Annotated in this window: 26 protein-coding genes; 10 read left to right on the forward strand and 16 right to left on the reverse strand. The window is 60.0% G+C overall.

The features are described 5' to 3' along the window. The first annotated feature begins 5 nt into the window (after positions 1 to 5). From CFBP4996_RS07555 to CFBP4996_RS07565, 3 genes are all read left to right on the forward strand, one after another. Entirely contained in the window at positions 6 to 1,424 is a 1,419-nt protein-coding gene (locus CFBP4996_RS07555) for an aminotransferase-like domain-containing protein (RefSeq protein ID WP_080851658.1), read from the forward strand. A 133-nt stretch (positions 1,425 to 1,557) separates the two neighbouring features. Further along, positions 1,558 to 3,792 (forward strand): phosphoribosylformylglycinamidine synthase subunit PurL, encoded by a 2,235-nt coding sequence (gene purL / locus CFBP4996_RS07560; RefSeq protein ID WP_080851657.1) that lies wholly within the window; start codon positions 1,558 to 1,560, stop codon positions 3,790 to 3,792. A 16-nt stretch (positions 3,793 to 3,808) separates the two neighbouring features. Further along, a complete protein-coding gene (locus CFBP4996_RS07565) occupies positions 3,809 to 4,042 on the forward strand; it encodes a BolA/IbaG family iron-sulfur metabolism protein (RefSeq protein WP_003507909.1) in 234 nt (77 codons plus the stop codon). Between the two features lie 142 nt (positions 4,043 to 4,184). Here the strand turns inward: CFBP4996_RS07565 and CFBP4996_RS07570 are convergent, their stop codons facing one another. Next, on the reverse strand, positions 4,185 to 5,333 hold the full coding sequence (locus CFBP4996_RS07570) for a hypothetical protein (protein WP_080851655.1): 1,149 nt from the start codon (positions 5,331 to 5,333) through the stop codon (positions 4,185 to 4,187). 211 nt (positions 5,334 to 5,544) lie between these two features. On the opposite strand from CFBP4996_RS07570, the gene CFBP4996_RS07575 reads away from it, so the two are divergent. From CFBP4996_RS07575 to CFBP4996_RS07585, 3 genes are all read left to right on the forward strand, one after another. Then, positions 5,545 to 5,793 carry a hypothetical protein gene (locus tag CFBP4996_RS07575; RefSeq protein ID WP_003520431.1) on the forward strand — a complete coding sequence of 83 codons (249 nt, stop codon included), beginning with the start codon at positions 5,545 to 5,547 and terminating at the stop codon, positions 5,791 to 5,793. Between the two features lie 147 nt (positions 5,794 to 5,940). Beyond that, a complete protein-coding gene (gene grxD, locus CFBP4996_RS07580) occupies positions 5,941 to 6,276 on the forward strand; it encodes a Grx4 family monothiol glutaredoxin (RefSeq protein WP_003520429.1) in 336 nt (111 codons plus the stop codon). A 137-nt stretch (positions 6,277 to 6,413) separates the two neighbouring features. Further along, entirely contained in the window at positions 6,414 to 7,622 is a 1,209-nt protein-coding gene (locus CFBP4996_RS07585; protein ID WP_035263090.1) for a multidrug effflux MFS transporter, read from the forward strand. A 234-nt stretch (positions 7,623 to 7,856) separates the two neighbouring features. On the opposite strand, the gene CFBP4996_RS07590 is transcribed toward CFBP4996_RS07585, so the two are convergent. The 5 genes from CFBP4996_RS07590 to rpsD all read right to left on the reverse strand — a co-directional run bounded on the left by CFBP4996_RS07590 (position 7,857) and on the right by rpsD (position 12,173). Next, positions 7,857 to 8,681 (reverse strand): inositol monophosphatase family protein, encoded by an 825-nt coding sequence (locus CFBP4996_RS07590; protein WP_035263088.1) that lies wholly within the window; start codon positions 8,679 to 8,681, stop codon positions 7,857 to 7,859. Between the two features lie 29 nt (positions 8,682 to 8,710). Then, positions 8,711 to 9,538, reverse strand: coding sequence for an inositol monophosphatase family protein (locus CFBP4996_RS07595; protein ID WP_035263086.1), 828 nt, complete (start codon positions 9,536 to 9,538; stop codon positions 8,711 to 8,713). Positions 9,539 to 9,554: 16 nt separating this feature from the next. After that, positions 9,555 to 10,496, reverse strand: coding sequence for a tRNA 2-thiocytidine(32) synthetase TtcA (gene ttcA / locus CFBP4996_RS07600; RefSeq protein WP_162935854.1), 942 nt, complete (start codon positions 10,494 to 10,496; stop codon positions 9,555 to 9,557). Positions 10,497 to 10,557: 61 nt separating this feature from the next. Beyond that, positions 10,558 to 11,487, reverse strand: coding sequence for a glutaminase (locus CFBP4996_RS07605; RefSeq protein WP_059760375.1), 930 nt, complete (start codon positions 11,485 to 11,487; stop codon positions 10,558 to 10,560). Positions 11,488 to 11,555: 68 nt separating this feature from the next. After that, positions 11,556 to 12,173, reverse strand: a complete 618-nt coding sequence (gene rpsD / locus CFBP4996_RS07610; protein WP_003520423.1) for a 30S ribosomal protein S4 — start codon at positions 12,171 to 12,173, stop codon at positions 11,556 to 11,558. Positions 12,174 to 12,624: 451 nt separating this feature from the next. Here rpsD and CFBP4996_RS07615 point away from each other — a divergent pair, with 451 nt between their 5' ends. Then, positions 12,625 to 13,608 carry a TerC family protein gene (locus tag CFBP4996_RS07615; RefSeq protein ID WP_080851653.1) on the forward strand — a complete coding sequence of 328 codons (984 nt, stop codon included), beginning with the start codon at positions 12,625 to 12,627 and terminating at the stop codon, positions 13,606 to 13,608. Between the two features lie 234 nt (positions 13,609 to 13,842). Here the strand turns inward: CFBP4996_RS07615 and CFBP4996_RS07620 are convergent, their stop codons facing one another. The 9 genes from CFBP4996_RS07620 to CFBP4996_RS07660 all read right to left on the reverse strand — a co-directional run bounded on the left by CFBP4996_RS07620 (position 13,843) and on the right by CFBP4996_RS07660 (position 20,725). Next, positions 13,843 to 15,357 (reverse strand): helicase HerA domain-containing protein, encoded by a 1,515-nt coding sequence (locus tag CFBP4996_RS07620; RefSeq protein WP_162935980.1) that lies wholly within the window; start codon positions 15,355 to 15,357, stop codon positions 13,843 to 13,845. 126 nt (positions 15,358 to 15,483) lie between these two features. After that, positions 15,484 to 16,371, reverse strand: a complete 888-nt coding sequence (locus CFBP4996_RS07625) for an EamA family transporter (RefSeq protein ID WP_080851648.1) — start codon at positions 16,369 to 16,371, stop codon at positions 15,484 to 15,486. Positions 16,372 to 16,408: 37 nt separating this feature from the next. Beyond that, positions 16,409 to 17,047, reverse strand: a complete 639-nt coding sequence (locus CFBP4996_RS07630) for a LysE family translocator (protein ID WP_080851646.1) — start codon at positions 17,045 to 17,047, stop codon at positions 16,409 to 16,411. Positions 17,048 to 17,119: 72 nt separating this feature from the next. Beyond that, the gene (locus tag CFBP4996_RS07635) at positions 17,120 to 17,407 is read right to left on the reverse strand and encodes a HigA family addiction module antitoxin (protein ID WP_020810458.1); all 288 of its coding nucleotides are present in this window, start codon (positions 17,405 to 17,407) and stop codon (positions 17,120 to 17,122) included. A 14-nt stretch (positions 17,408 to 17,421) separates the two neighbouring features. Further along, positions 17,422 to 17,700, reverse strand: coding sequence for a type II toxin-antitoxin system RelE/ParE family toxin (locus CFBP4996_RS07640; RefSeq protein WP_020810459.1), 279 nt, complete (start codon positions 17,698 to 17,700; stop codon positions 17,422 to 17,424). Between the two features lie 96 nt (positions 17,701 to 17,796). After that, positions 17,797 to 18,036: a hypothetical protein gene (locus CFBP4996_RS07645; RefSeq protein WP_080851643.1), complete on the reverse strand. Its 240-nt coding sequence runs from the start codon at positions 18,034 to 18,036 to the stop codon at positions 17,797 to 17,799. A gap of 378 nt (positions 18,037 to 18,414) precedes the next feature. Beyond that, entirely contained in the window at positions 18,415 to 19,239 is an 825-nt protein-coding gene (gene murI / locus CFBP4996_RS07650; RefSeq protein ID WP_080851641.1) for a glutamate racemase, read from the reverse strand. Next, the gene (locus CFBP4996_RS07655) at positions 19,223 to 20,056 is read right to left on the reverse strand and encodes an RNA methyltransferase (RefSeq protein ID WP_080851639.1); all 834 of its coding nucleotides are present in this window, start codon (positions 20,054 to 20,056) and stop codon (positions 19,223 to 19,225) included. The genes murI and CFBP4996_RS07655 overlap by 17 nt, the downstream gene beginning before the upstream one ends. A gap of 135 nt (positions 20,057 to 20,191) precedes the next feature. After that, positions 20,192 to 20,725 (reverse strand): hypothetical protein, encoded by a 534-nt coding sequence (locus tag CFBP4996_RS07660; protein ID WP_003520412.1) that lies wholly within the window; start codon positions 20,723 to 20,725, stop codon positions 20,192 to 20,194. Between the two features lie 215 nt (positions 20,726 to 20,940). On the opposite strand from CFBP4996_RS07660, the gene CFBP4996_RS07665 reads away from it, so the two are divergent. Next, positions 20,941 to 22,155, forward strand: coding sequence for an NADP-dependent isocitrate dehydrogenase (locus CFBP4996_RS07665; protein WP_080851636.1), 1,215 nt, complete (start codon positions 20,941 to 20,943; stop codon positions 22,153 to 22,155). 124 nt (positions 22,156 to 22,279) lie between these two features. Here the strand turns inward: CFBP4996_RS07665 and CFBP4996_RS07670 are convergent, their stop codons facing one another. Then, on the reverse strand, positions 22,280 to 22,897 hold the full coding sequence (locus tag CFBP4996_RS07670) for a TetR/AcrR family transcriptional regulator (protein WP_162935853.1): 618 nt from the start codon (positions 22,895 to 22,897) through the stop codon (positions 22,280 to 22,282). A gap of 80 nt (positions 22,898 to 22,977) precedes the next feature. On the opposite strand from CFBP4996_RS07670, the gene CFBP4996_RS07675 reads away from it, so the two are divergent. Next, on the forward strand, positions 22,978 to 23,514 hold the full coding sequence (locus CFBP4996_RS07675; RefSeq protein WP_162935852.1) for an anthrone oxygenase family protein: 537 nt from the start codon (positions 22,978 to 22,980) through the stop codon (positions 23,512 to 23,514). A gap of 362 nt (positions 23,515 to 23,876) precedes the next feature. Continuing rightward, positions 23,877 to 24,503, forward strand: a complete 627-nt coding sequence (locus CFBP4996_RS07680) for a glutathione S-transferase family protein (protein ID WP_080851630.1) — start codon at positions 23,877 to 23,879, stop codon at positions 24,501 to 24,503. Positions 24,504 to 24,746: the final 243 nt, after the last annotated feature.

Below are 24,746 nucleotides of genomic sequence, written 5' to 3' on the forward strand. Positions count from 1 at the left end.
TCACCATGACAAATTGGCTTCCCGACATTACCGAGGGCGACGGCCCGATTTACCTGCGCCTCGCCGACAGTATCGAAGGCGCGATTTCCGACGGCATCCTGCAGGCCGGCTCGAAATTGCCGCCGCAGCGCAATCTTGCTTACGATCTCGGTGTGACAATCGGCACAATCAGCCGGGCCTATGCGCTCATCCATGAGCGCGGCCTCGTCAGCGGTGAGGTCGGACGCGGCACCTATGTCAATGAGCGCAAGACTCCTGCCCCGTCATTGCCCATGGAGTCGACAACCGCCGCCTTCGGCAGCACGCGCCATGCCGTCGATACCAGCGCCGAATTCCGGTTGAACACCACCGCTGCGCCGGATGTCGGCCAGAGCGTACTGATCGCCAGGCACATCGAGGCGGTGACCAGAGAGCATCCCCAGGACATTACCAATTATGCCCGCTCTTTTCCCGACAACTGGTGCATGGCGGGCGTTCGCTGGCTTTCCCAGAACGGCTGGTCGCCGAAGCCGGAAAACATCGTTTCGACGCTTGGCGCCCATGCGGCGGTGATGAGCGTGATGTCCGCGATGACCGCGCCGGGCGACCGCATCGTCTTCGAACCCGTCACCTATTCCCACATCAGCCGCAGCGCCGCCCTTGCCGGCCGGCGGGTGACGCTGGTGGAAGCGGATGAGAACGGCATTGTCCCTGACGATTTCGAACGCGTCTGCGCCCAGCAGCACCCCAAGATGATCTTCCTGATGTCGGCCGGCCAGAACCCGACCTGCGCCACCCTGCCGGAAGAGCGCCGCCGCGCGATTGCCGATATCGCCCGCCGTTACGGCGTGTGGATCGTCGAGGACAATCTTTATGGCGCGATGACGCGCGATGCGATCCCGCTGATCGCCGAATTTGCGCCCGACATTACCTTCGTCGTCGGCGGCCTGTCGAAATCCGTCGCCGCCGGCGTGCGCGGCGGCTGGGTCGCCTGCCCCGCGCAATATTCCTCGCGCATCCGTATTTCCCACTCGATGATGACGGGCGGCCTGCCCTTCATGCTGGCCGAACTGAATGCGCGCCTCGTCAATAGCGGCGACGCCCACGATATCCGCAAGGATTGCATCGCCGAACTGAATGAGCGCGAGGCGATTGCCCGGCGCGTCTTTACCGGGCTGGACTTCAATTCGCTGCCCGACATCGCCTTCCTGTGGCTGAGACTGCCCGAACCATGGCTTTCCGGCACCTTCCGCAATGCGGCGATGAAGGAAGGCGTGTTGATCGACGACGAGGACGAGTTCAAGGCCGGACGGACGGACAAGGTTTTCCACCGCGTCCGCATCAGCTTTTCCGGGCCTTCCACCCGCGAGGAGCTGACCCATGCCTTCGGCATCCTCCGCCACCTGCTGGATAACGGCTCCGCCGGCTATGAAAGCGTGGCGTGATACGGGTCGCAACGGGTGAATAACCGCATAAACCGCCAATTAGCCGGCAAAGCGGCGCATTTTCCTGTCGCGCCATGGAGCCTCTTGCGCTAAAGAACCGGAAACTTTCCTCGGCTCGAACCGCGTGAGACCTATGTCGATTCCAAACTCCATCAAGATCACCCCGGAACTCGTTGCATCCCACGGGCTGAAGCCCGACGAATACCAGCGTATCCTCGACCTGATCGGACGGGAGCCGAGCTTTACCGAGCTTGGCATCTTCTCGGCCATGTGGAACGAGCACTGCTCCTACAAATCCTCCAAGAAGTGGCTGAAGACCCTGCCAACCAAGGGACCGCGCGTCATTCAGGGCCCCGGCGAGAACGCCGGCGTGGTCGATATCGACGATGGCGACTGCGTCGTCTTCAAGATGGAGAGCCACAACCACCCGTCCTATATCGAGCCCTATCAGGGCGCAGCAACAGGCGTCGGCGGCATCCTGCGCGACGTCTTCACCATGGGCGCACGCCCCATCGCCGCCATGAACGCCCTGCGTTTCGGCGCGCCTGACCACCCGAAGACCCGCCACCTCGTGGCTGGCGTCGTCGCCGGTGTCGGCGGTTACGGCAATTCCTTCGGCGTGCCGACCGTCGGCGGCGAAGTGGAATTCGATCCGCGTTATAACGGCAACATCCTCGTTAACGCCTTTGCCGCCGGTCTTGCCAAGTCCAACGCGATCTTCCTCTCGGAAGCCAAGGGCGTCGGCCTGCCGGTCGTTTATCTCGGTGCGAAGACCGGCCGCGACGGCGTCGGCGGCGCGACCATGGCGTCCGCCGAATTCGACGAATCCATCGAGGAAAAGCGCCCGACCGTTCAGGTCGGCGACCCCTTCACCGAAAAGTGCCTGCTGGAAGCCTGCCTTGAGCTGATGAAGACCGGTGCGGTTATCGCCATTCAGGACATGGGTGCGGCCGGCCTCACCTGCTCGGCCGTTGAAATGGGCGCCAAGGGCGATCTCGGCATCGAGCTTGACTTGAACGCCGTACCGGTGCGCGAAGAGCGCATGACGGCTTACGAAATGATGCTGTCGGAAAGCCAGGAGCGCATGCTCATGGTTCTCGAGCCTTCCAAGGAAGAGGTCGCCAAGGCGATCTTCGTCAAGTGGGGCCTGGACTTCGCCATCGTCGGCAAGACCACCGACGACCTGCGCTTCCGCGTGCTGCACAATGGCGAGGAAGTCGCCAACCTGCCGATCAAGGAACTCGGCGACGAGGCTCCCGAATATGACCGCCCATGGACGCCCGCCAAGGTGCCCGCGCCGCTGGCGGAAAACGACGTCCCAGCCGCCGATATCGCCGATGCGCTGGTGTCGCTGGTCGGTTCGGCCAACAATTCCTCGCGCCGCTGGGTCTACGAACAGTATGACACGCTGATCCAGGGCAATTCGCTGCAGCTTCCCGGCGGCGATGCCGGCGTGGTTCGCGTCGAAGGCCATGACAAGAAGGCGCTCGCCTTCTCCTCCGACGTGACGCCGCGTTATGTTGAGGCCGACCCGTTCGAAGGCGGCAAGCAGGCCGTAGCCGAATGCTGGCGCAACATCACCGCCACCGGCGCTTTGCCGCTGGCGGCCACCGACAACCTCAATTTCGGCAACCCGGAAAAGCCCGAGATCATGAGCCAGCTGGTCCATGCCATCAAGGGCATTGGCGAAGCCTGCCGCGTGCTGGAATTCCCGATCGTTTCCGGCAACGTCTCGCTCTATAACGAGACCAACAGTCAGGCGATCCTACCCACCCCCACCATCGGCGGCGTCGGCCTGCTGAAGGATTGGAGCCGCATGGCACGCATCCGCTTTGCCGCCGCTGACGAAGTGGTGCTGCTCGTCGGCGCCCCTGCCGGCCTCGGCACGCATATCGCCCAGTCGGTTTACATGCGTGACATTCATGGCCGCATCGATGGCCCGGCGCCGCATGTCGATCTGGCCGCTGAAAAGAACAACGGCGATTTCGTCCGCAGCCTCATCACCGACGGTCTTGCCACCGCCGTTCACGATTGCTCCTCGGGCGGTCTCGCACTTGCAGTCGCCGAAATGGCGATTTCGTCGGGCATCGGCGCGACCATCGACGCGGTCGAAGGCCACAACCCGGTCCTCACCTTCTACGGCGAAGATCAGGGCCGTTACGTTCTGACGGTCAAAAAGGCCGATCTCGATGAGGTGCAGACAGCGGCGAAGGCGGCGGGCGTTTCCTGCCCGGTCATCGGCGTTACCGGCGGTTCCACCGTAAAGCTGGGCACGGCGCGGGCTGTCGAGATTAAAGAATTGCACTTGGCCTATGAATCGTGGTTCCCTCAATTCATGGACGGCGAAACTTTGCTCGCCGCAGAATGAATTAAGGAGAAACACCATGCCCATGAAACCCGGCGACATTGAAGACATGATTAAGGCGGGAATTCCCGGGGCAAAGGTCACGATCCGCGATCTGGCCGGTGATGGCGATCATTACGCGGCGGAAGTCGTTGCGGAAGCATTCAAGGGCAAGACCCGCGTGCAGCAGCACCAGATGGTCTATGACGCGCTGAAGGGCAATATGGGCGGCGTTCTGCATGCCCTTGCCCTGCAGACCTCGGCTCCCGAATGATTGCGCCCGTGAAAGCGGTTCCGGCAACAGACCGTCTCTGTCCCGCCTGCGGCAGAGCGTGAAACCTGCGGAATAAATCAAGGCCCGCGTGATACTCTCACGCGGGCCTTTTTTCATGTCCGGCCGAATGGGTCGTCGCCGCTTACAAGGCGGGCGGCGTCTGCGAATCCAGAGCGGCGAAGGAGGCGGCCGGCAAGGGGCCCGCTGTCAGCAGGGTAAAATCGTAACCGGATCTGCGGTCCGGCCCCAGCACATATTGCCGGTGCATGCGCAGGAAGTTGCGCTTGTTCTTCTTATAGCGGTCCGGCGAGAGCGAATGCTTGAAACGGATCGGCACGATCTTCGGCTGCGGCGCATCCCTGTGACCGGTCAGGCCCACGGTATTGCACCGGTAGAGATGAATCGGATCGGTCAGGCACTGGATATCGAACCATGTCACCTCCGGGTGACGCGCAATCGAACCGACGCTCTCGCGAAGCCGGTCGGCGCTCGACAGGAACGCACATTGCAGCGCCGCCCCGCCCAAGGTCGCAAAGGACAGTTTCCGGCCATCCAGCGCATCCGGCTTCAGTTCCAGCACACGGCCGATCACGGCGAGCGCAAGGCTAGCGCCCATGCTGTGGGAAACCACCAGAACCTCGTCCGAAGGCTGCTCCAGCGCCGTCAGAACAAGTGCTGCCCTCTCCTCGATCCAGTCACGGGCAATCGGCTCATCGCGGCCGACTGCGAGCGCGAACCGCCAGTCCGCATAAAGATGCAGGGTATGAAACCACTCCGCAAACGGCAGGAAAGCCTTCACGAAAAACAGGGCGGCGACGGGAAGACTGATCGCCAAGAGCCAGAGAGGTAAGGCGAAAATTAAGGGCGACAGGGCAATCGCCGCCGCAAGCGCACCGCCGACAAGCATCAGCAGGAACGGAAAGATGAAGAACAGGCCAAAACGCCAGGCGTGGCGGAAGTAACGCGCCGCGCCGCCCTCGGCGATGATGCCGGCGCCTGCCTTGAAACCGAGCCAGATCTGCCGCCAGACGGGCTCATCGCGCAATTGCGATATCACCGCATTATGGTCGTAAACGAAAATGTCGGAGCGCGTCCGCCAGTCGCCCGCCGAGGCCTCAACCGTGAATGTTTCGCCCCCGGGCGCATTCTCCAGCGGCCCCACGGCATAATCGACATCCCATGTCTTGCCGGCCAACGCCGCCGCCCGCTGATAACGCAGATGATGGGCGGCCGCATCGAGCGGATCGAAACCGGGGAAATAAAGAACAAGTCGTGACTTGACGGCTGGCATGCATGAACCTTCGGCCGGAGCATTTCCAGTAAAAGCGCAATCGCTTTTACGTTAAGACAATGCGTAAAAACAAAGAGATAGTGCGCTTTTGCGTTTCGGAGAAAAGCAAAACCGCGCTAGAGACACCCGAAAGGATCGCTTGATACAGCGGGCGATGCACGTATAGTAAAAATCGCGACGGAAATGTGATTTATTTATCGGTGAGGGAAATTTGTCTGGCATCGTCGATCAAGTACTCAACGGCGTCGTCAAGGGCGCGCTGTCTGAAATCCTCACCAAGACCGGTATCCGCAAGACGCGCCGCGCGCGCCGGACGAAAAGCACCGGCTCGCTGGCCGGCGGCATCGTCGGCTCGGTTCTGGAAGCCGCGATCAACGCCGCCGTCAAACCCAAGCCAGCCAAGAAGCAGGTGAGCAAAAGACGCACGGCCGCCGCCCGCAGCCGTCAGAGATATCGCTGAGGCGTCGCAAGCCACTTTTTTGGCATGTCGTGCATTAAAACACGGACGCATTTTTTACGCTTTCCGGGTGGAAATCGCGCCACGACATGTTATCTAGGAACAAACAGAAAGCAGCGGCCTTGAACCGCATGTGAAAGGAATAGGCCTATGAGCGGCATTCACGACATGATCGACAGCGAAGTGAAGAGCAACGATATCGTTCTTTTCATGAAGGGCACCCCGCAATTTCCGCAGTGCGGTTTTTCCGGCCAGGTGGTACAGATCCTCGATTATCTCGGCGTCGACTACAAGGGCATCAACGTGCTTGCCGATGCAGATATCCGCCAGGGCATCAAGGACTATTCCAACTGGCCGACCATCCCGCAGCTCTACGTCAAGGGCGAATTCGTCGGCGGCTGTGACATCGTAAGAGAGATGTTCCAGTCCGGCGAACTTCAAAACCACTTCCAAGAACAGGGTATCAGCGTCCGCGGCGCGGCCTGATTTCGGCCGGTTCATCCGGCCCACCCTGATTGTCAGAAATTTATGCCAGGCGTTGCTTCATGCAACGCCTTTGCCGTTCTTTTTGGGGCAATCCTGTGACAAATCTTTCACAATCCACCGCTTCGCGCGCAGGCTCGATGGGGCGCACGGAATTCATCGCGCTTGCCGCAATGCTGATGGCGCTGAACGCGCTCGCCATCGACATCATGCTGCCCGGTCTTCAGGAAATCGGCGCCTCGCTCGGCGTCGAGAACGAAAACCACCGCCAATATGTGATTTCCAGCTATCTTCTCGGCTTCGGCATCGCCCAGCTTCTCTACGGACCGATTTCGGACCGCTTCGGACGCCGCAAGCCGATGTTCGTCGGGCTTGCCATCTACATCGTTTCAGCCATCGCCGTGGTCTTCGTACCGTCCTTCTCCGGGCTGCTGATGCTACGCTTCATTCAGGGCATCGGTTCGGCGGCAACGCGTGTCATCACGGTCTCCATCGTGCGTGACATCTATGGCGGACGGCAGATGGCGGAAGTCATGTCGCTGATCATGATGGTCTTCATGGTCGTGCCGGTCATAGCGCCCGGTACCGGCCAGATCGTGCTGTTTTTCGGTGACTGGCACCTGATCTTCGCTTTCATGGCGGCCATTGCCGCCGTGGTGACGGCCTGGATGTATTTCCGCCTGCCGGAAACCCTGCATCCGGACGATATCCGCCCCCTGACCGCAAGCTCCATCCTCGGCGGTTTCAAGATCGTGCTCACCAACCGTATCGCGCTCTGCTATACGCTCTCAAGCACCTTCATCTTCGGGGCGCTATTCGGCTTCATCAACTCGGTCGAACAGGTCTATAAGGGCATTTACGGGCTCGGCGCATGGTTTGCGGCGGCTTTTGCGGGCGTGGCGCTGTTCATGGCCTTCTCGTCCTTCGTCAATGCAAGGCTGGTCGGCCGGTTCGGCATGCGCAAGCTGTCGCACGGCTCGCTGCTCGGCTTCATCGCCATCACCTTCGTCTGGCTGCTGGTGCAGGTGCTGGGGCCGGAACCGATGCCCTTCGCCATCTTCATCGTGTTCTTCGCGCTGGCCATGTTCCAGTTCGGCTGGATCGGCTCGAACTTCAACTCGCTCGCCATGGAGCCGCTCGGCCACGTCGCCGGCACCGCATCCTCCGTCATGGGCTTCATGGGAACCGTCGGCGGCTCGCTGATCGGCGCGGCCATCGGCCAGTCTTTCGACGGCACGGCGCTGCCCATGGTGGCGGGCTTCTTCGCCGTCTCCATCGTCGGCCTCATCTTCGTGCTGATCGGTGAAAAGGGCGTGTTGTTTCAGGCGCATAACAAGCCGACCCGCTGAGGGGCGATGGAAAAATGAAAGGGCGCGGAATTCTGTTCCGCGCCCTTTTTATTGATCGACGGTTCACGTCATACGCATTCCGTCACCCCGGACTTGATCCGGGGTCCAGCCAGCCCAAGTCTTTGGGCTGAGAAGAGTCTTCCGCCACGCAGACGCGCGGCTACTGGATGCCGGTATCCAAGTCCGGCATGACGGGCAAAAGCCTTTCCGCCCTGCCCCTTAGACAACACCACCTCAAACCGTAAAAATCTTCTCCCGCAGCAGTTCCCACGTCTCCTGATCTGGCGCGAGCAGCAGCCCGCCATCCAAATGGCTCGGCAGATAGGGCGAGCCGTCGAGGCGCGCCGCGTAAGCGCCCGCCTCCTGCGACAGCAGCGTGCCGGCCAGATGGTCCCAGGGCATCAGCTTGTTATACATCAGGAAATGCATGTGGCCGCCGCAGAACAGGCGATATTCATGCGCCGCGCAGCGATAGCTGGTGAAGAGCCGCACATCGGCGAGGTTCGTCAGGATCTTGCGCCGTGTCTCCACGTCGAAATAGCCGGTATTGGCGATGCCGACCATCTGCGACAATTCCGGCGCCGGCACGACCGACATCTCGGTCTGCGAACCGTCGGCGCTGCAAAGCCACGCGCCGGAACCCTTTTCGGCAATCGCCCAGTCATTGCCCATGGGATCGAAGATGAGGCCGGCAACGGTCTCGCCCTTGGAGATGACGCTCATCATCACGCCGAAGAGCGGCAGGCCGGAAGCGAAATTATAGGTGCCGTCGATCGGATCGACCACCACGGCAAGATCGGCATCGGCAAGCTTGCCGAGCAGCGACGCATCCGCCGCCACCGCCTCTTCGCCGATGAACAGCGCATCAGGCATGATGTCCTGCACACGCGCACGGATCAGCCGCTCGGCGGCCTCGTCAGCCTCGGTGACGAGATCGATCGCCTCGCTCTTGATCCGCACATCGCCTTCGCCCAGATTGCGGAACCGCGGCAGGATTTCCACTGCCGCCGCCTCCTGAAGCGCATTGGCGAGAGAGGCGATGTCGAGTTCGAGAGCCATGGGCGATATCCTTCTATTTGAGCGCGATCTTATAAGGCGACGATTTCCCGTCGCAGCATCTTCCAGCTTTCCTTGTCGGGAGCGGACAGGATGCCGCCCTCCGTCTGCCCCGGCCGATAGGGCGTATTGTCGAAACGAGCCGTGTAACCGCCCGCCTCCTGATGAATGAGCACGCCGGCGAGATGATCCCACGGCATCAGCTTTTCATGGCCGATGAAATGCAGCTTGCCGGCCGAGGCGAGCCAATATTCATGTGCCGAGCAGTTGAGCGACAGCGCCATCTTGATCTTCGCCATATTGGCCGCAATCACCGGCCGGCGATCCTGATGGCTGTGGCCCCAGGAAAAGATGCCGACCATATCGGACAATGGCGCGGGATCGGCAACCCTGAGCTTCGCCTGCGAACCGTTCCTGCGGTTGAGAAACGCACCTTCGCCTTTCAGGGCAACGATGGTATCGCCCATCACCGGATCGTGGATGATGCCCGCCACCGTCTCGCCCTTGACGGTGACCGCAAGCAGCGTGCCGAAAGCGGGAAAACCGGAAGCGTAATTGAAAGTGCCGTCGATGGGGTCGATCACGAAGGCAAGCGGCGCATCGGCAAGTGCGGGAATGACGGATTGGTCCGCCTCATAGGCCTCTTCGCCGACGATATGGGCCTTCGGAAATCGCTGAAGGAGAGCGGCTGTTATCGCCTTTTCCGCCAGAACATCGGCCTCGGTGACGAGATCGACGGCCGAGGTCTTTTCGGAGATCGCACCGGCGCTCAGGTTTCGGAAGCGGGGAAGAATTTCATTCGCGCCGGCAGCGGCAACGGTGGAAACGAGGAAGTCGATATCTTTGTCGGAAAGGGTCATCGGGCGGGGCACTTCTTCATAAGGGGGAGTTGGCCTCCCTACGCTCTTCAGGTGACGCCCCGGTGACAGAAAGCGCCGAAAAATCAAAAAGCTTCGGATCGAGCAGATGCGACGGATTGACATGGGCAAGCGCCCTCAGCATCACGTCCTTGCGGCCCGGCATACGCCGTTCGATGTCGGCCAGCATCTCCTTCATCGCATTGCGCTGAAGCCCGTCCTGCGAGCCGCAGAGGTCGCAGGGAATGATCGGGAATTCCATCGCCGCCGCGAATTTCGCCATATCCTCTTCGGCGCAATAGGCAAGCGGGCGCATGACCATCAGGTCACCCTCGTCATTCAAAAGCTTCGCCGGCATTCCGGCCAGCCGGCCGCCATGGAAGAAATTCATGAAGAAGGTTTCGAGAATATCCTCGCGATGATGGCCAAGCAGCAGCGCGTCGCAACCCTCCTCCCGCGCAATGCGGTAGAGATTGCCACGCCTGAGCCGCGAACAGAGCGAACAGTAAGTGCCGCCGGACGGCACCTTTTCCTTCACCACGGAATAGGTGTCGCGATATTCGATGCGATGGGGCACGCCGATCTTCGCCAGATACTCCGGCAACACGTGCTTTGGAAAATTCGGCTGGCCCTGATCCAGATTGCAGGCAACCAGTTCCACCGGCAAAAGGCCGCGCCATTTAAGATCGAGCAGCAGCGCCAGCAGCCCATAGCTGTCCTTGCCGCCGGAAAGGCCGACAAGCCAGCGCTTCTGGCCATTCAGCATGCCGAAATCGGTGAAGGCCTGGCGAACGTTGCGCAACAGCCGCTTGCGCAGCTTGTTGAAGGAAACCGACCGCGGTGCATTGTCGAACAGGGGATGCGAGCTGCCGTTCTCTTCGGACGGATCCTGATCTGCGCCGATCTGGTCGGCCCCGGCCCGATCTACAAAGTCATCGATCTTGGTGAGAATGTTCATCATCAGCTCGCTCCGGCACGACTGCCGTTCTTAATGCAGGCAATGCCCCCATCCGCCGGCAATATCAAGCCCCGAATACCGACCAGCCGGTTTTCGTCGCCAGCATTTCCAGCGCCTGTGACCCGAGCGCCGAGTTGCCGACCTTGTTGAGACCCGGCGACCAGACGGCGATGGACGCGTTACCCGGCGCCACCGCCAGGATGCCGCCGCCCACACCGCTCTTGCCCGGCAGGCCGACATGATAGGCGAAATCGCCCGATCCGTCATAATGGCCGCAGGTCAGCATCAGCGCATTGATACGCCGCGCTCGCCTGTCCGACACAACCGTATGCCCCGTCAGCGGATTGCGGCCGCGATTGGCAAGAAACAGTCCGGCGCGGGAAAGCTGCGCGCAGGTCATGGACAGCGCGCACTGATGGAAATAAACGCCGAGCGTATATTCCACGGGGTGGTGCAGATTGCCGAAGGACCGCATGAAATTGGCAAGCGCGAAATTGCGGAACCCCGTCGCCTGCTCGGATTTCGCCACCGTATCGTCGATGCTGATCGTATCGTCATCCGCGAGATAACGAACGAAACGCAAAAGCTCGCCGATAGCCTCACGCGGCTGGTGGCCGGCAAGCACGATATCGGTCACGACGATAGCACCGGCATTGACGAAGGGATTGCGTGGGATTCCGTGCTCGTGCTCCAGCTGGACGATGGAATTGAAGGAAGAGCCCGAAGGCTCGCGCCCCACCCGGTTCCACACCGTTTCCCCCGCCTTGCCAAGCGCCAGCGTCAGCATGAAGACCTTGGAGATGCTCTGGATCGAAAATGGCGTCAGCGCATTGCCGGCCGTATAGGTGGTTCCGTCGACGGTGGTGATGGCGATGCCGAACTGGTTGGGATCGACCTTGGCAAGTTCGGGAATGTAGTCCGCGACCTTCCCCTCGCCGAGCCTCGGCGCCATGCTGTCGTAAATGGAATCGACGATCGCCTGAATGTCCTGCATGCAAAGCCTTCCCCGCAAACAAAAAAGCCGCCCCGAAGGGCGGCTTCCTGAATACTGAAACGCGTCGATTAACGCGAGTAGAATTCGACTACCAGATGCGGTTCCATGACGACCGGGTACGGCACGTCGGAGAGAGCCGGAACGCGGGCGTAGGTCGCAACCATCTTGTTGTGGTCAACTTCGATGTAGTCCGGAACGTCGCGCTCAGCGAGCTGAACGGCTTCCAGAACGGTTACGAGCTGCTTGGACTTCTGGCGAACTTCGATAACGTCGCCCGGCTTGCAGCGGTAAGAACCGATGTTGACGCGAACGCCGTTAACCGTGACGTGGCCATGGTTGATGAACTGGCGCGAAGCGAAAACGGTCGGAACGAACTTGGCGCGGTAGACGATGGCGTCCAGACGCGACTCGAGCAGGCCGATCAGGTTTTCGGAGGTGTCACCCTTGCGACGGTTTGCTTCGTCGAAGGTGGCGCGGAACTGCTTTTCGCGCAGTTCGCCGTAGTAGCCCTTGAGCTTCTGCTTGGCGCGCAGCTGCGTGCCGAAGTCGCTCATCTTGCCCTTGCGGCGCTGGCCGTGCTGGCCCGGGCCGTATTCACGGCGGTTGACCGGGGACTTCGGACGGCCCCAGATATTTTCGCCCATGCGGCGGTCAATTTTATACTTAGCCGATTCGCGCTTGCTCATCGTATTTCCTTCTCAAAAGGTTATGCCGGTTTGTTGCCAAACCGGTTCAAGGAAACACGCCCTCCTCTGAAGCCCGTTTCAGGGCCTCTGACAGGCTTCTCACATGCAAATGGAGAAACCACGGGACATGTCGGTGATATTGACCGCCGAACGTCAGCCTTTAAACTGCAAGGCAGTCAACAAAACACACCGGACATCACTGCCCGGCGTTGGGGCGGCTTCTATAGTCGTTTTACAAATTTGTCAAACAGCGCCTGCCAATTTTTTCTCGAGTTTGCCCTTGAAAACATCAAGGGGCCACCCATTTACCCATCGTGATCAGAACTCGGGCCCCTCTGACGTGTTACCGGACAACACGTGATGTCGAGTTTCTTTAGGTTGGGGCCCACGTATATTCTTGACACACGTTCCCCATCCGCAAAGCCAACCTCGTCCGGCTAAAGGTTGACTGATGGAGTTCCTCCTCAACGATTTTCTCGGCACCCCCACATGGATGTGGGCTGTCTTCATTTCTCTCGTCCTTGGCCTGCTCGCGCTCGATCTCGGCGTGCTGCACAAGAACTCCAAGGAAATCGGCGTTCGTGAAAGCCTGCTGATGTCCGGCTTTTACATCATGATCGGCTTGGCCTTCGGCGGCTGGATCTGGTACCAGTCCGGCGAACAGTCGGCGATGGAATATGTCACCGGCTTCGTGGTCGAAAAAAGCCTGGCGATGGACAATATCTTCATCATCGCCATGATCTTCTCCTATTTCGCCATTCCCCGCCAATATCAGCACCGCGTGCTGCTCTGGGGTATCCTCGGCGTCATCGTCCTGCGCGGCATCATGATCGCCGGTGGCGCGGCCATCGTCGAAAACTTCCACTGGGTGCTTTATCTCTTCGCGGCCTTCCTCGTCTTCACCGGCCTCAAGATGCTGTTCTCGTCCGACCATGATGAATCGGATATCGGCAATAACCGCATCCTGAAGTTCCTGCGCAGTCACCTTCCGGTGACAAACAGGCTGCATGGCGAGAAATTCTTCGTCAAGGAAACCGATGAGGCCACCGGCAAACTCAAGACCTTCGTGACGCCGCTCTTTCTGGCGCTCATCATGGTCGAAATCGCCGACCTGATCTTCGCAGTCGATTCGATCCCGGCGATCTTCGCGATCACCACCGATCCGTTTATCGTCTACACGTCGAACATCTTCGCGATCCTCGGCCTGCGCGCCCTCTACTTTGCGCTCGCCGCCCTCATCCACCGCTTCGCTTATCTGAAATATGCGCTGGCTGCGGTTCTGGTCTTCGTCGGTTCGAAGATTTTCGTCGCCGACATGCTGGGCATCGCCAAGATCCCGCCCGCCGTCTCGCTGGGTGTCACGGTCGCCATCCTCGCAACCGGCATCATCGGTTCGCTGATCGCGACGCGCAAGGAAGCAAAGGCCATCGAGTAAGGCCTTGATCGAGGAGGCGGAAACGCCTCCTCAGCCTCTTTCAGAATTCCGCTGACGAATGAGGTTGCCACCGCCACATAATATACACGCCGTCACCCCGGACCTGATCCGGGGTCCAGCGCGATCAAGTCCTTGATCGCAATAGACTCGTCTCACGGCGCAGACGCGCCGTGGCTGGATGCCGGATCAAGTCCGGCATGACGGGAGGTATGTCCAACAGGCAGCTTGCCAACCTCACTCCGCCGCCAGTCTGGCATCGTCCTCAGCCGCATCCGCATCGCCGGGCGCGGTTTTCGCGTCGAGATCGGGAAACGCCACGATGCGTTTGCCGGAGAAATCGGCATGCACCACCACAAGCTCCTTCTCCTCGAAATAACCGAGCAGCCGCCGCGCGCGGCGCGCGGAATGGGTGCCATAAGCGCGGGCGATGCGAGCATCCGACGGACAAGGCTCCTCGCCGAGAGCGGCCTTGACCAGCAGCAGGAAAACACCCTGCAGGTCATCGGAAACCGACGTCGACAGTTCCAGCGCCTTTTGCCAGCCTTCGCTGGCCGCCATCGCCGCATCCACGCCTGAGCGGGCAATTGCCACCTGCCGGCGGAATTCCGGCAGCGTCATCGGCGTGCCGGGAATACGGCGCATGCGGGCGCGCACCAGAAAATCCTGATAGAGCACGGCATCGGTCCGATAGGCCGATTGCGGATCGTCGAGAATTTCGACGAGAACCGTCGCGATTTTCTCCTCACGCTCCTCCGGCGTCATCTCCGGCTGGCCGCTTCGCGGCTGCTCGGGTGAAGGACCGACGGCGGCAGGCGTGGAGCGGGAGAGTTCGGCCAGAATATCTGTGGTCGGGCGTGGTGCTGGCGGTGTGCGGCGCACGGCAGGCCGGGTAAACTCTTCAGGATCCGGCGTGAAAATCAGGTCCTCGACATCTTGAGGCGCATCCGGCAGCGGCATCAGCTTCGGCGAAGACGAACGCGCCGAGGTTTCCACCGGGCCGATGACGATGGGCAGCGGCCGGCGCGACAGCGCCGGGCCGAGCGCCACGAAATTGCCGCGCTGCAAATCGCGAAACATTTCCGCCTGCCGCCGGTCCATGCCGAGCAGATCGGCCGCGCGCGCCATGTCGATATCGAGGAAGGTGCGGCCCATCAGGAAGTTGGAGGCTTCCGCCGCCACGTTCTTGGCGAGCTTGGCCAGGCGCTGGGTGGCGATGACACCGGCAAGGCCGCGCTTACGGCCACGGCACATCAGATTGGTCATGGCGCCGAGCGACGCCTTGCGGGCATCCTCGGTCACCTCGCCGCCGACGGAGGGCGCAAACATCTGCGCCTCATCCACCACAACAAGCACGGGATACCAGTATTCACGATCCGCATCGAACAGACCGTTGAGGAAGGCGGCGGCGGCCCGCATCTGCTGCTCGATATCAAGGCCTTCAAGCGTCAGCACGCAGGAAACGCGGTGCTGGCGAATGCGGTTGGCAATGCCGGCAAGTTCCGCTTCGGTGCGCTCGCCATCCACCACCACATGGCCGAACTTGTCGGAAAGCGTGACGAAATCACCCTCGGGATCGATGATGACCTGCTGCACCCATTGCGCCGATTGCTCGAGCAGCCGGCGCAGCAAATGCGACTTGCCGGAACCGGAATTGCCCTGCACGAGCAAACGTGTCGCAAGCAATTCCTCGATATCGAGCTTGGCCTGCTGCCCGCCCGATAGAGTTCCCATGTCGATGCCGACCTGCAATGTTTCGTTCCTTGTCCTGCATGTCATCCGGCCGATTCCCGTGGCGGCGGCCGAACATGCTCTTTACCAAAAAATCGCCGGTTGCGTCTGCCCCATGCCGGTAATGCACAGGCAATTACGCCCCATCTATGCGGCTTCTGATGAGACCCGCAAAAATGAAAGCCGCCTGCCGAACACATTCAGCATCAGCCCGACGATGACCAATGCAGCACCGACCACTTCAAAGACGGTAATATGCTCCGCAAAAGCGAGATAGGCGCTGATGAAACCGACAATCGGCACCAGCAGCGAAAACGGCGCCACGGTTCCGGCAGGGTAACGCAGAAGCAGGTAACTCCAGATGCCTGCGCCAACGATGGTCGCGCCATAGGCCATGTAGATCACCACCAAAGCCATCGTCGGCGTCGCATTGAATAGCCCTTCCGCAATCGCATCAGGTCCCTCCACCACCAGCGAAAGCAGGATCAACGGCAGAACCGGCACAAGGCTCGTCCATGCAACAAAGGAAACCGCATTCACTTGGCCGATGCGGCGGTTGACGATGTTGCCGCAGGCCCAGGCAATGGCCGAGCCGACCCCCATCAGGAGCGGTATCAGCGCTGCCGCCGTCATGCGCTCCACGCCAATGACCGCCAGCCCGCCGAAAGCAATGATCGCGCCGACGATCTGCGAGGGCAACGGCCGTTCGCCAAGAAACACCCCGGCGAGCGCCAGCGTGAAAAAAGCCTGCGACTGCATGACGAGCGAAGCAAGCCCCGCCGGCAGGCCGAGCTTGATGGCCGGGTAAAGCAGGCCGAACTGCACGAAACCCATCGCCATGCCGTAAACGATCATATGCCGCCACGGCACGTTGGGTTTCGGCAGGAAGAATACCAGGGGCACGGCCGCAAAGAGATAACGCACCCCCGTCAGAAACAATGGCGGCATATCGGCGACGCCAACCTTGATGACGACGAAGTTGAAGCCCCACAAAAACACGGTGATCAGGGCGAGAAGTATATGCGGCAATGCCATTTTGTTGTGTCCGAATTTCAGGCGATCGAGAGCTACCTTACGGCGCGACCGCCCTCTTCCAGCCAAAGGCTATGAGACCGGCGCCGATCAGGAGACCGCCGCCCGTGCGGTTGACAATGCGCTGGACCTTCGGCTTGCGGATCGTATTGCGGGCAGCACTTGCCAGAAGTCCATAAAGCGCCGCATTGACAGTGGCAAGCACCAGGAATGTCACCTCGAAAATCAGCACCTGCGGCCAGAAGGGCAATGTCGGCACCAGAAACTGCGGCAGGAAGGCCACGAAGAACACGATGCTCTTCGGGTTCAGCGCGGTGACGATATAGGCATGCAGGAAGATTTTGAGCGGCCTTTCGCGGCCGGTCACGCCCGTTCCTTCCGCCCCCTCGCCGCTGACCGGCGAACGCCACAGCTTGATGCCGAGATAGATGAGGTAAGCCGCACCGATCCATTTAAGCCCGGTGAAAAGCGCCGCCGATGTGGCAAGCAGCGCGCCGAGCCCGAGCATGGAAGCCGTCATTGCGGTAAAATCACCAAGCGCCACACCCGTCACCGTCGCCGTGCTGGCCTTGCGGCCATGGCCCAGCGCATAAGAAATCACTAGCAGGATCGTCGGTCCCGGAATGGCAAGCATGATGGCGGATGCGGCCACGAAGGCCAGCCAGTTCTCCAGCGGCATGATGAATCTCCCTATCTGATTTTTGGGAGCAAGCCACCAAAACCAGAAGGTATCAAGCCAAATCTTCGAAGATTATGCCGCCCTGTCATCCAACGGACGAACGGGCGGCTGCTCACGTTTCATCGCCTGTGCGAGATCGTAATTCGACTGCATGGCAAGCCATGCCCGCGCGGTGCTGACCCCTGCCCGCTCCAAGCGTAAGGCAAGGTCTGGGCTGACTCCTGCCCGTCCGTTCAAGACCCGAGAAAGCGCTACGCGCGACATTCCAAGCCTTTCAGCAGCGTCTGTTACGGAAAGCTGAAGTGCGGCAATAACCTCCTCCCGTAACAACTCACCGGGATGAACAGGAAATTTCATCATTGGAACAATTCCCTTCAGTGATAGTCCTGATAGTCGACAAGTTCGACGTCGCTATCCAGAAATCGAAACGTCACACGCCAGTTTCCATTCACCCATATGGACCAGTGGCCCCTCATATCACCCTTTAACGGATGAAGTTTGAGACCAGGAAGATTAAGATCGGGAGCGCCTGCCGCAACCTCAAGCAAGGTTAGTATTCGGCCAAGCTTGGCGGCATGGGCAGGCTGAATACCCTTCGTCGTCCCGGAACGATAAAAAGCTTCTAGCCCTTTGTGTCGGAAACTAACGATCATAGGAACACCGTATCCCGTATCGCATCGCTATACAATACGTAACGGCAGAGATGCGGCGGCCGCCCCGACGTTTTTCGCCGGAGAGGCCTTTGCCAATCAAAACCGGGGCGCCCAGTAAGGAACCTCCCAATCCCGCCGCCGCTTCACCCGCGACGGCTCAAGGCCGATATCGACCAGAAGGCGCTCAGGCAGATCGGCAGGATCGGTCGGCGGCGCACGCGGCACCAGTGCGGCAATGAGAACCGCTTTCAGGGTTTTCCAGACACCGAATGTGACGAACAAGCGATCGACCGCATCCGGCAGCGCATATGCTACCAATGGTTGATTTTTCTGCATGGGAGATCCATCCCGGCGCGGCAAAGCGGCCAGGTCCTTTATCGATGGAAAACGACATGCCGGAAGCGCAGACGCAGCAGCAAGGGCCACGCGGACGCACGATCACATGTCGGACGAAGTAAAAATGCCAAACGGCAAGGAAATCAGGCCATAAGCCTTATCGGAGGGAGATGCCTCGGGTCACATAACCGCCGATAATCATGCCGGAAAGGCCTGACATGCCGTTAAGGCGCATATTGATGTCATTGGTCATTCCACGCCTCCATTTATAGCGGTTACAGACAAGATGCATCTTACACAAGAAATCCGGCGCGACAAGTGGTCGCAATCTCGAATTGCAAAAGACGGATAAAACAGATGCAAAAATACAACAGGCGCTCAGGCCGCCGAAACGCTGAGACCGAAACCCTGCATCAGCCGCCGGGTGGCGAAATCCGGCTTGCCGGAGGTGAAGACGGCAAAATCGAAACCATCCGGATGCTCCGCATCCTGCGGCAGCGGCACGAGGTGGCGCGCGCGCCGCGCAATCGCCTCGGCGGGGTCGAGCCAATCCACCGGCCATGGCGCCAACCTGCGAAACAGATTTGCCATGAAGGGGTAATGGGTGCAGGCAAGAACGACGATATCCGTGCGTTTTCCCTCGCTGTCGATGAAACAGGGTTCGATTTCGGCAAGCACAGCCTCATCCGAAACCGGCTCGCCCCTGATCCAGCTTTCCGCCATGCGCGCCAGGTTTTCCGAACCGACGAGGCGGACATGACATTGGCTGGCAAAGGACTGGATGAGATCGCGCGTATAGGCGCGCTTGACGGTGCCCGGTGTCGCCAGCACGGAAACGAGGCCGGAACGGGTGCGCTCCGCCGCCGGCTTGATGGCGGGCACAGTGCCAACGAAGGTCATCTGCGGAAAGCGGGCGCGAAGATCTGCGCCAGCAAGCGTGAAGGCGGTGTTGCAGGCGATGATGCAGACTTCCGGGCTATATTCGTCCAGCAGCTTGTCGAAGAGCGAGAGAATGCGCGCCTTCAGCGCTTCCTCCTCCCAGCCGCCATAGGGAAAACCCGCATCGTCGGCAACATAGATGAAGCCGCGCTCGGGCATCAACACGCGCGCCTCGCGCAGCACGGTCAGCCCGCCAATCCCGGAATCGAACACCAGCACCGGTTTCAGCACGTCGGCCGCCGCCGCCTCACTCGTCTTCAGCATTCTCCCCTGCTCCCCCGGCCGACGGCCCCGCTGCCCTTCCCGCCTGCTTCGGCCACTGCCGTGGAAAGCGGTCGAGCGAATTGATCACGCCACGGAAAACGCTGATTTCCTGCTCGGAAAAACCGCGTCGCGACAGCACGGCGCGCAGATTGTCGACCATTTTCGGCTTTTTTTCAGCGGGATGAAAATAACCCCGCGCATCCAGCGCTTCCTCGATATGTTCGAACAGGCCGAAAACCTGTTCCTTGGTCGAAGGACGCTGCTCGACGGACTGGAAAAGCGTCTCTCCCAGATCGTCCATGCCTGACTTCATCCATTCATAGGACATCAAAAGCACGGCCTGTGCGATATTGAGCGAGGCAAAAGCGGGATTGACCGGAAATGTCACGATCTCGTCGGCCAGCGCCACTTCCTCATTGGTCAGCCCCCAGCGCTCGCGCCCGAAGAGGATACCGGTCTTTTCGCCAGCCTTGAATTTTGCCCTGAGCGTATCGGCGGCGGTGACGGGCGCACGCACCGGCTTGAAACCGTAACGCTCGCGCGCGGTCGTGGCATAGACGAAGTTCAGGTCCTTGATCGCCTCTTCCAGCGTCTCGAATACCTTCGTGGCGTCAATGACGTGATCGGCCTTGGACGCTGCGGCGCGCGCCTTCTCGCTCGGCCAGCCGTCACGCGGATTGACCAGACGCAATTCGGCCAGGCCGAAATTGGCCATGGCCCGCGCCACCATACCGATATTTTCACCAAGCTGCGGTTCGACGAGAATGATCGCCGGGCCTTCCGCCACAAGTTCGAGATCGCTGTTTGTGCCTGCCATCGTCTTTTGTCCGTGTGTTGAAGCGTCGCATCGATTTTCAGCCCGATGCGCTAAAGCGCGCTTCACTGGCACAGATCGGCGCCAAAATCAAAGCCGGCGCGGAAGCCTGGATCCATCCCGCTGGCAAGACGCCCCTTATTGCTCTCCCTTGATGATCGTCGCCATCTCTTCGCGCAGCGAATCCCTGCCCTCATCGCCGACCCGGTGAATATCGCTGATGACCGGGCGACCGTCTTCCTCGACGACGTCGAAATGCACTTCGTCAACCGTCGCCTTCATCTCCGCCTCATCCATGCAGGCCCAGAGCTTGAATTTCGCCGTCACATCCGTCACGCCGTCCTTCACCGCGCCCGGCGTTACGGAAACATCGGCCAGCGGGCAGCCATCCTGCGAGTTCGTCACGACATCGTAACCGAAGGGATCGCCGGTCTCGCCGCTTTCGGCCTCATAAGCCGGCTTCTTGGAGGCTTCGCGATATTGCGCGACGAAATCCTTGCTGAACAGGCTGGTCAGCATGTCCTCGTCGAAAACGTATTTCCAGTTTTCCGCCTCGCCCGACCAGTTCTTGACGGTGATATCCATCACCTTCTGAACGGGATCGGCAGGCCCGGCGGCGAGCGCGCTATGCGAAAAGAGGACGGCGGCAGTCAGAAGCAGAATATTCCGCATGATGTGATCCCGGGATAGGCCCGACAGGCGGGCGAAGCGATTCGCCTGACTGTATTCCGGCATTATGGTTTGGCAATGCGCAAAGCGTTATTGCGCTGCGCCAAAAAAGCGCCCCCCATGGCTTTGCCTCAGGCGCGCGCGATGCTATAGCCGCACCGGATATTTTTCCGGATACCGGCGCCATCCGGCGCCACAGCTTCGAAGGTGAGGAATTCATGGTAAAGATCAAGGTAGCCAATCCGGTCGTCGATCTCGACGGCGACGAAATGACCCGTATCATCTGGCAGCTCATCAAGGACAAGCTGATCCTGCCATACCTCGATCTCGACATCGAATATTACGACCTCTCGGTTGAAAACCGCGACGCCACCAACGACCAGGTCACGGTCGATGCGGCGCACGCCATCAAGAAGCATGGCGTCGGCATCAAGTGCGCGACCATCACCCCGGATGAAGCCCGCGTCGAGGAATTCGGCCTGAAGCAGATGTGGAAGAGCCCGAACGGCACGATCCGCAACATTCTGGGCGGCGTCATCTTCCGCGAGCCGATCATCTGCAAGAACGTTCCGCGCCTCGTTCCCGGCTGGACCAAGCCGATCGTCGTCGGTCGTCACGCTTTCGGCGACCAGTACAAGGCAACCGATTTCAAGTTCCCCGGCAAGGGCAAGCTGACCATCAAGTTCGTCGGGGAAGACGGCCAGGTCATCGAAAAGGACGTCTTCGACGCCCCGAGCGCCGGCGTGGCGCTTGCCATGTACAACCTCGACGAATCCATCCGCGAATTCGCCCGCGCCTCCATGAACTATGGCCTGATGCGCAAGTGGCCGGTTTACCTCTCCACGAAGAACACCATCCTCAAGGCCTATGACGGCCGCTTCAAGGATATCTTCGAAGAAGTCTACCAGAACGAATTCAAGAAGCAGTTCGACGAAATCGGCATCACCTATGAACACCGCCTGATCGACGACATGGTCGCTTCCGCGCTGAAGTGGTCCGGCGGCTACATCTGGGCCTGCAAGAACTACGACGGCGACGTGCAGTCCGACACGGTTGCTCAAGGTTTCGGCTCGCTCGGCCTGATGACCTCGGTTCTCCTGTCTCCCGATGGCCGCACGGTCGAAGCCGAAGCCGCACACGGCACGGTCACGCGCCACTACCGCCAGCACCAGAAGGGTCAGGAAACCTCGACCAACTCGATCGCATCGATCTTCGCCTGGACCCGTGGCCTCGCCCACCGCGCCAAGCTGGACGACAATGCGGAACTGGCAAAGTTCGCGGCAACGCTCGAAACCGTCTGCGTCGACACCGTCGAAAGCGGCTACATGACCAAGGATCTGGCGCTCCTCATCGGTCCGGACCAGCCCTGGCTCTCCACCACCGCCTTCCTCGACAAGATCGACGAGAACCTCAAGACGGCGATGGCGGCTTAAGCCGTCCTTCCCTGCGACTTCAAAACCCGGCCTTGGAGCGCCGATCTGATTGACATCAGATCGGCGCTCCAAGTTTTTATTTTTGAAGCATAATCTTATCGATCCTCGCTTCGCTCCGGTCGGATTATGCTTTGGCACCGGGTTTTTTATGTGTACCGTAGAGCTGAAACGTCAACTGCGCGGCGCGGGCCGAGCGTTCGCCTATCTCCTCCTGCGTCGGCAGGCCAATCGCTCCCGTCGCACGCCTTATCTGCAAATCCCCCGCGAGAAGCGACAACCAGATTTCCGCAGGCTCTTCCGATGCCGCCGTGCCTATGAGACCCTGTTTCTCCAACGCCTGAAAATACGCCGCAAGCTTCGGCATCACGTGGTCACGACCCTTTTCCGCCAGAAATGCTCCGAGCGTGGCGTCACCGCCGGCTTCCGCCGCCGCAACCCGATTGAGCAGCACCGCCCGCTCCCCCAGCAGCATAGCCAACAGGTCAGCCCCGAAACGGGAAAGCTCGCCCACGCCATCGGCCGCTTCCGCCGAGGGCAATATCAGTCTTGCCGCATTTTCTTCGACCATGGCTTCGTAAAGCCCGGCCTTGCCGCCGAACCAGCCATAGAGCGTTTCCTTGGATGATTTGCTCACCTTCGCCAGCGCCTGCATGGAAAAGGCGGCATAGCCATCCCGGGCCAGCATGGCGAAGGCATGTTCGACAATCTCGCGCCGGCGCACTTCCCTGCTTTCGTTTCGCATCCACACTTCCTTGACAGTAACCGTACGTATGCGTACGGATATACCGTACGCATATGTACGGTTATTTGATGGAGATTTCCATGTCCAGCTCATTTCTGCACGCGATAAGAACAAGGCATTTTCCCGCTCTCATTGTTGCGAGAGAACCGGCAATATCTTTCTTACGCATAGCTGCACCGCTCAGCCTCGGCATGATGGCCGGGTTCTTCTTTGCCTTCAGCAATCCCGTGATGATGGCTTTCCAGCAACTGGAGGCCGATATCTTCCTCCAGGCGTTCAACGGCATCAATATCAGCGTCCGCAACGGCGTCTTTTTCACCGCCTTCTTCGCACCCTTGGCCATCCTCCTCGCCGCCGCGACCGTTGATCGCAACAGCCGGCTGCTGTGGGTGGCGGCGCTCGCCATCTACACCGTCGTCGTCATCCAGACGCGAATGGTCAACGTTCCGATCAACGAGTTTTTCAAGACCGTCACCACCGAAATGCCGCATGACTGGCAGGAGCTGCGGGACCGCTGGGCACTTTCCAACCTCCTCCGCACCGTGCTCACCACGATTGCGTTTTCCCTCGTGCTGCTTGCCGCAACGCGGCATGCAGGAAGGCAGCCGGCGGAGTAAGCAGCGACTGCCCCGACATGGGACGGCAATGATAGCTGGCAGGCGTCATGAAATATCAGGCAACGGAACCCCGGCTGCAACGCCGGGTTTCTTTTTTGATCACAGTATCTTGATTAGCCGTGGCACTAGGCGCAGAGTTCGATTCCGCGTGCCGCGGCCAGTACAACAATAAGACAAAGCTGAAACAGCATCTACTTACACATAACTTGCCCGGCACAGTCAAACGTTCATCGGAGCATCGGCGCGATCTTTAAGGAACACGCGAATGATGCTGCGGGCCTTAAAAAATGCGAAGCGCGAGCGCGAAATCCGTTCCGGTTTTCCCATGGCGCTTCAGGGATTTTGCTTGGGGAGGCAAAAGCATGAGTGAATTGATCTTCTACACCAACCCCATGTCGCGCGGGCGCATCGCGCGATGGATGCTTGAAGAAGTGGGCGTTCCGTACCGAACGGAAATACTGGGCTTCGAGACCTCGATGAAATCGCCAGCCTACCGGCTGATAAATCCGATGGCCAAGGTGCCCGCCATCAAACACGGCGATACCATCGTCACCGAGGCGGCGGCGATCTGCGCTTATCTCGCCGATGCCTTTCCCGGCGCGAACCTTGCACCCACACCCAAGGCACGCGGGCTTTATTATCGCTGGATGTTCTTTGCCGCAGGCCCGCTGGAAATGGCGGCCAGCATGAAGGCGATGGGTTTCGAAGTGCCGAAGGAGAAGCTGCGCATGGCCGGCTGCGGCAGCTATGCGGATGTGATGAATACGCTCGAACGGGCCGTCAGCGAAAACCGCTTCATCGCCGGCGATCTCTTCACGGCGGCCGATGTCTATGTCGGCGCCCATATCGGCTGGGGGCTGCACTTCGGCACCATCGAAAAACGCCCGGCCTTTCTCGACTACATGGCGCACCTCACCGACCGCCCCGCCTTCAAACGGGCCGCCCATCTCGACGAGGAAGCGGCAAAGGACTTGCAGGCGACGGGCTGAAAGACGGGAAGACCGTTTCACCTGAAGCGGAATATCAGCCTCGCAAAGATCACATGCCGATTATTCGTTTTTGTAACCGGCGTGGCCTTTGAATGGTTGCCCCTTACCTCTCGCCTCTGGGCTTGAGCGTCCAGAATCAAAAAAGGCGGGATAGAATTCCCGCCTCATCTATTGAAACCTTTCCTTGGTCATCCTCGGGCTTGACCCGAGGATCCATAACCCACTGGAATCAATGGATCCTCG

Source organism: Agrobacterium leguminum (genome assembly GCF_005144435.2).
Classification (GTDB): domain Bacteria; phylum Pseudomonadota; class Alphaproteobacteria; order Rhizobiales; family Rhizobiaceae; genus Agrobacterium; species Agrobacterium leguminum.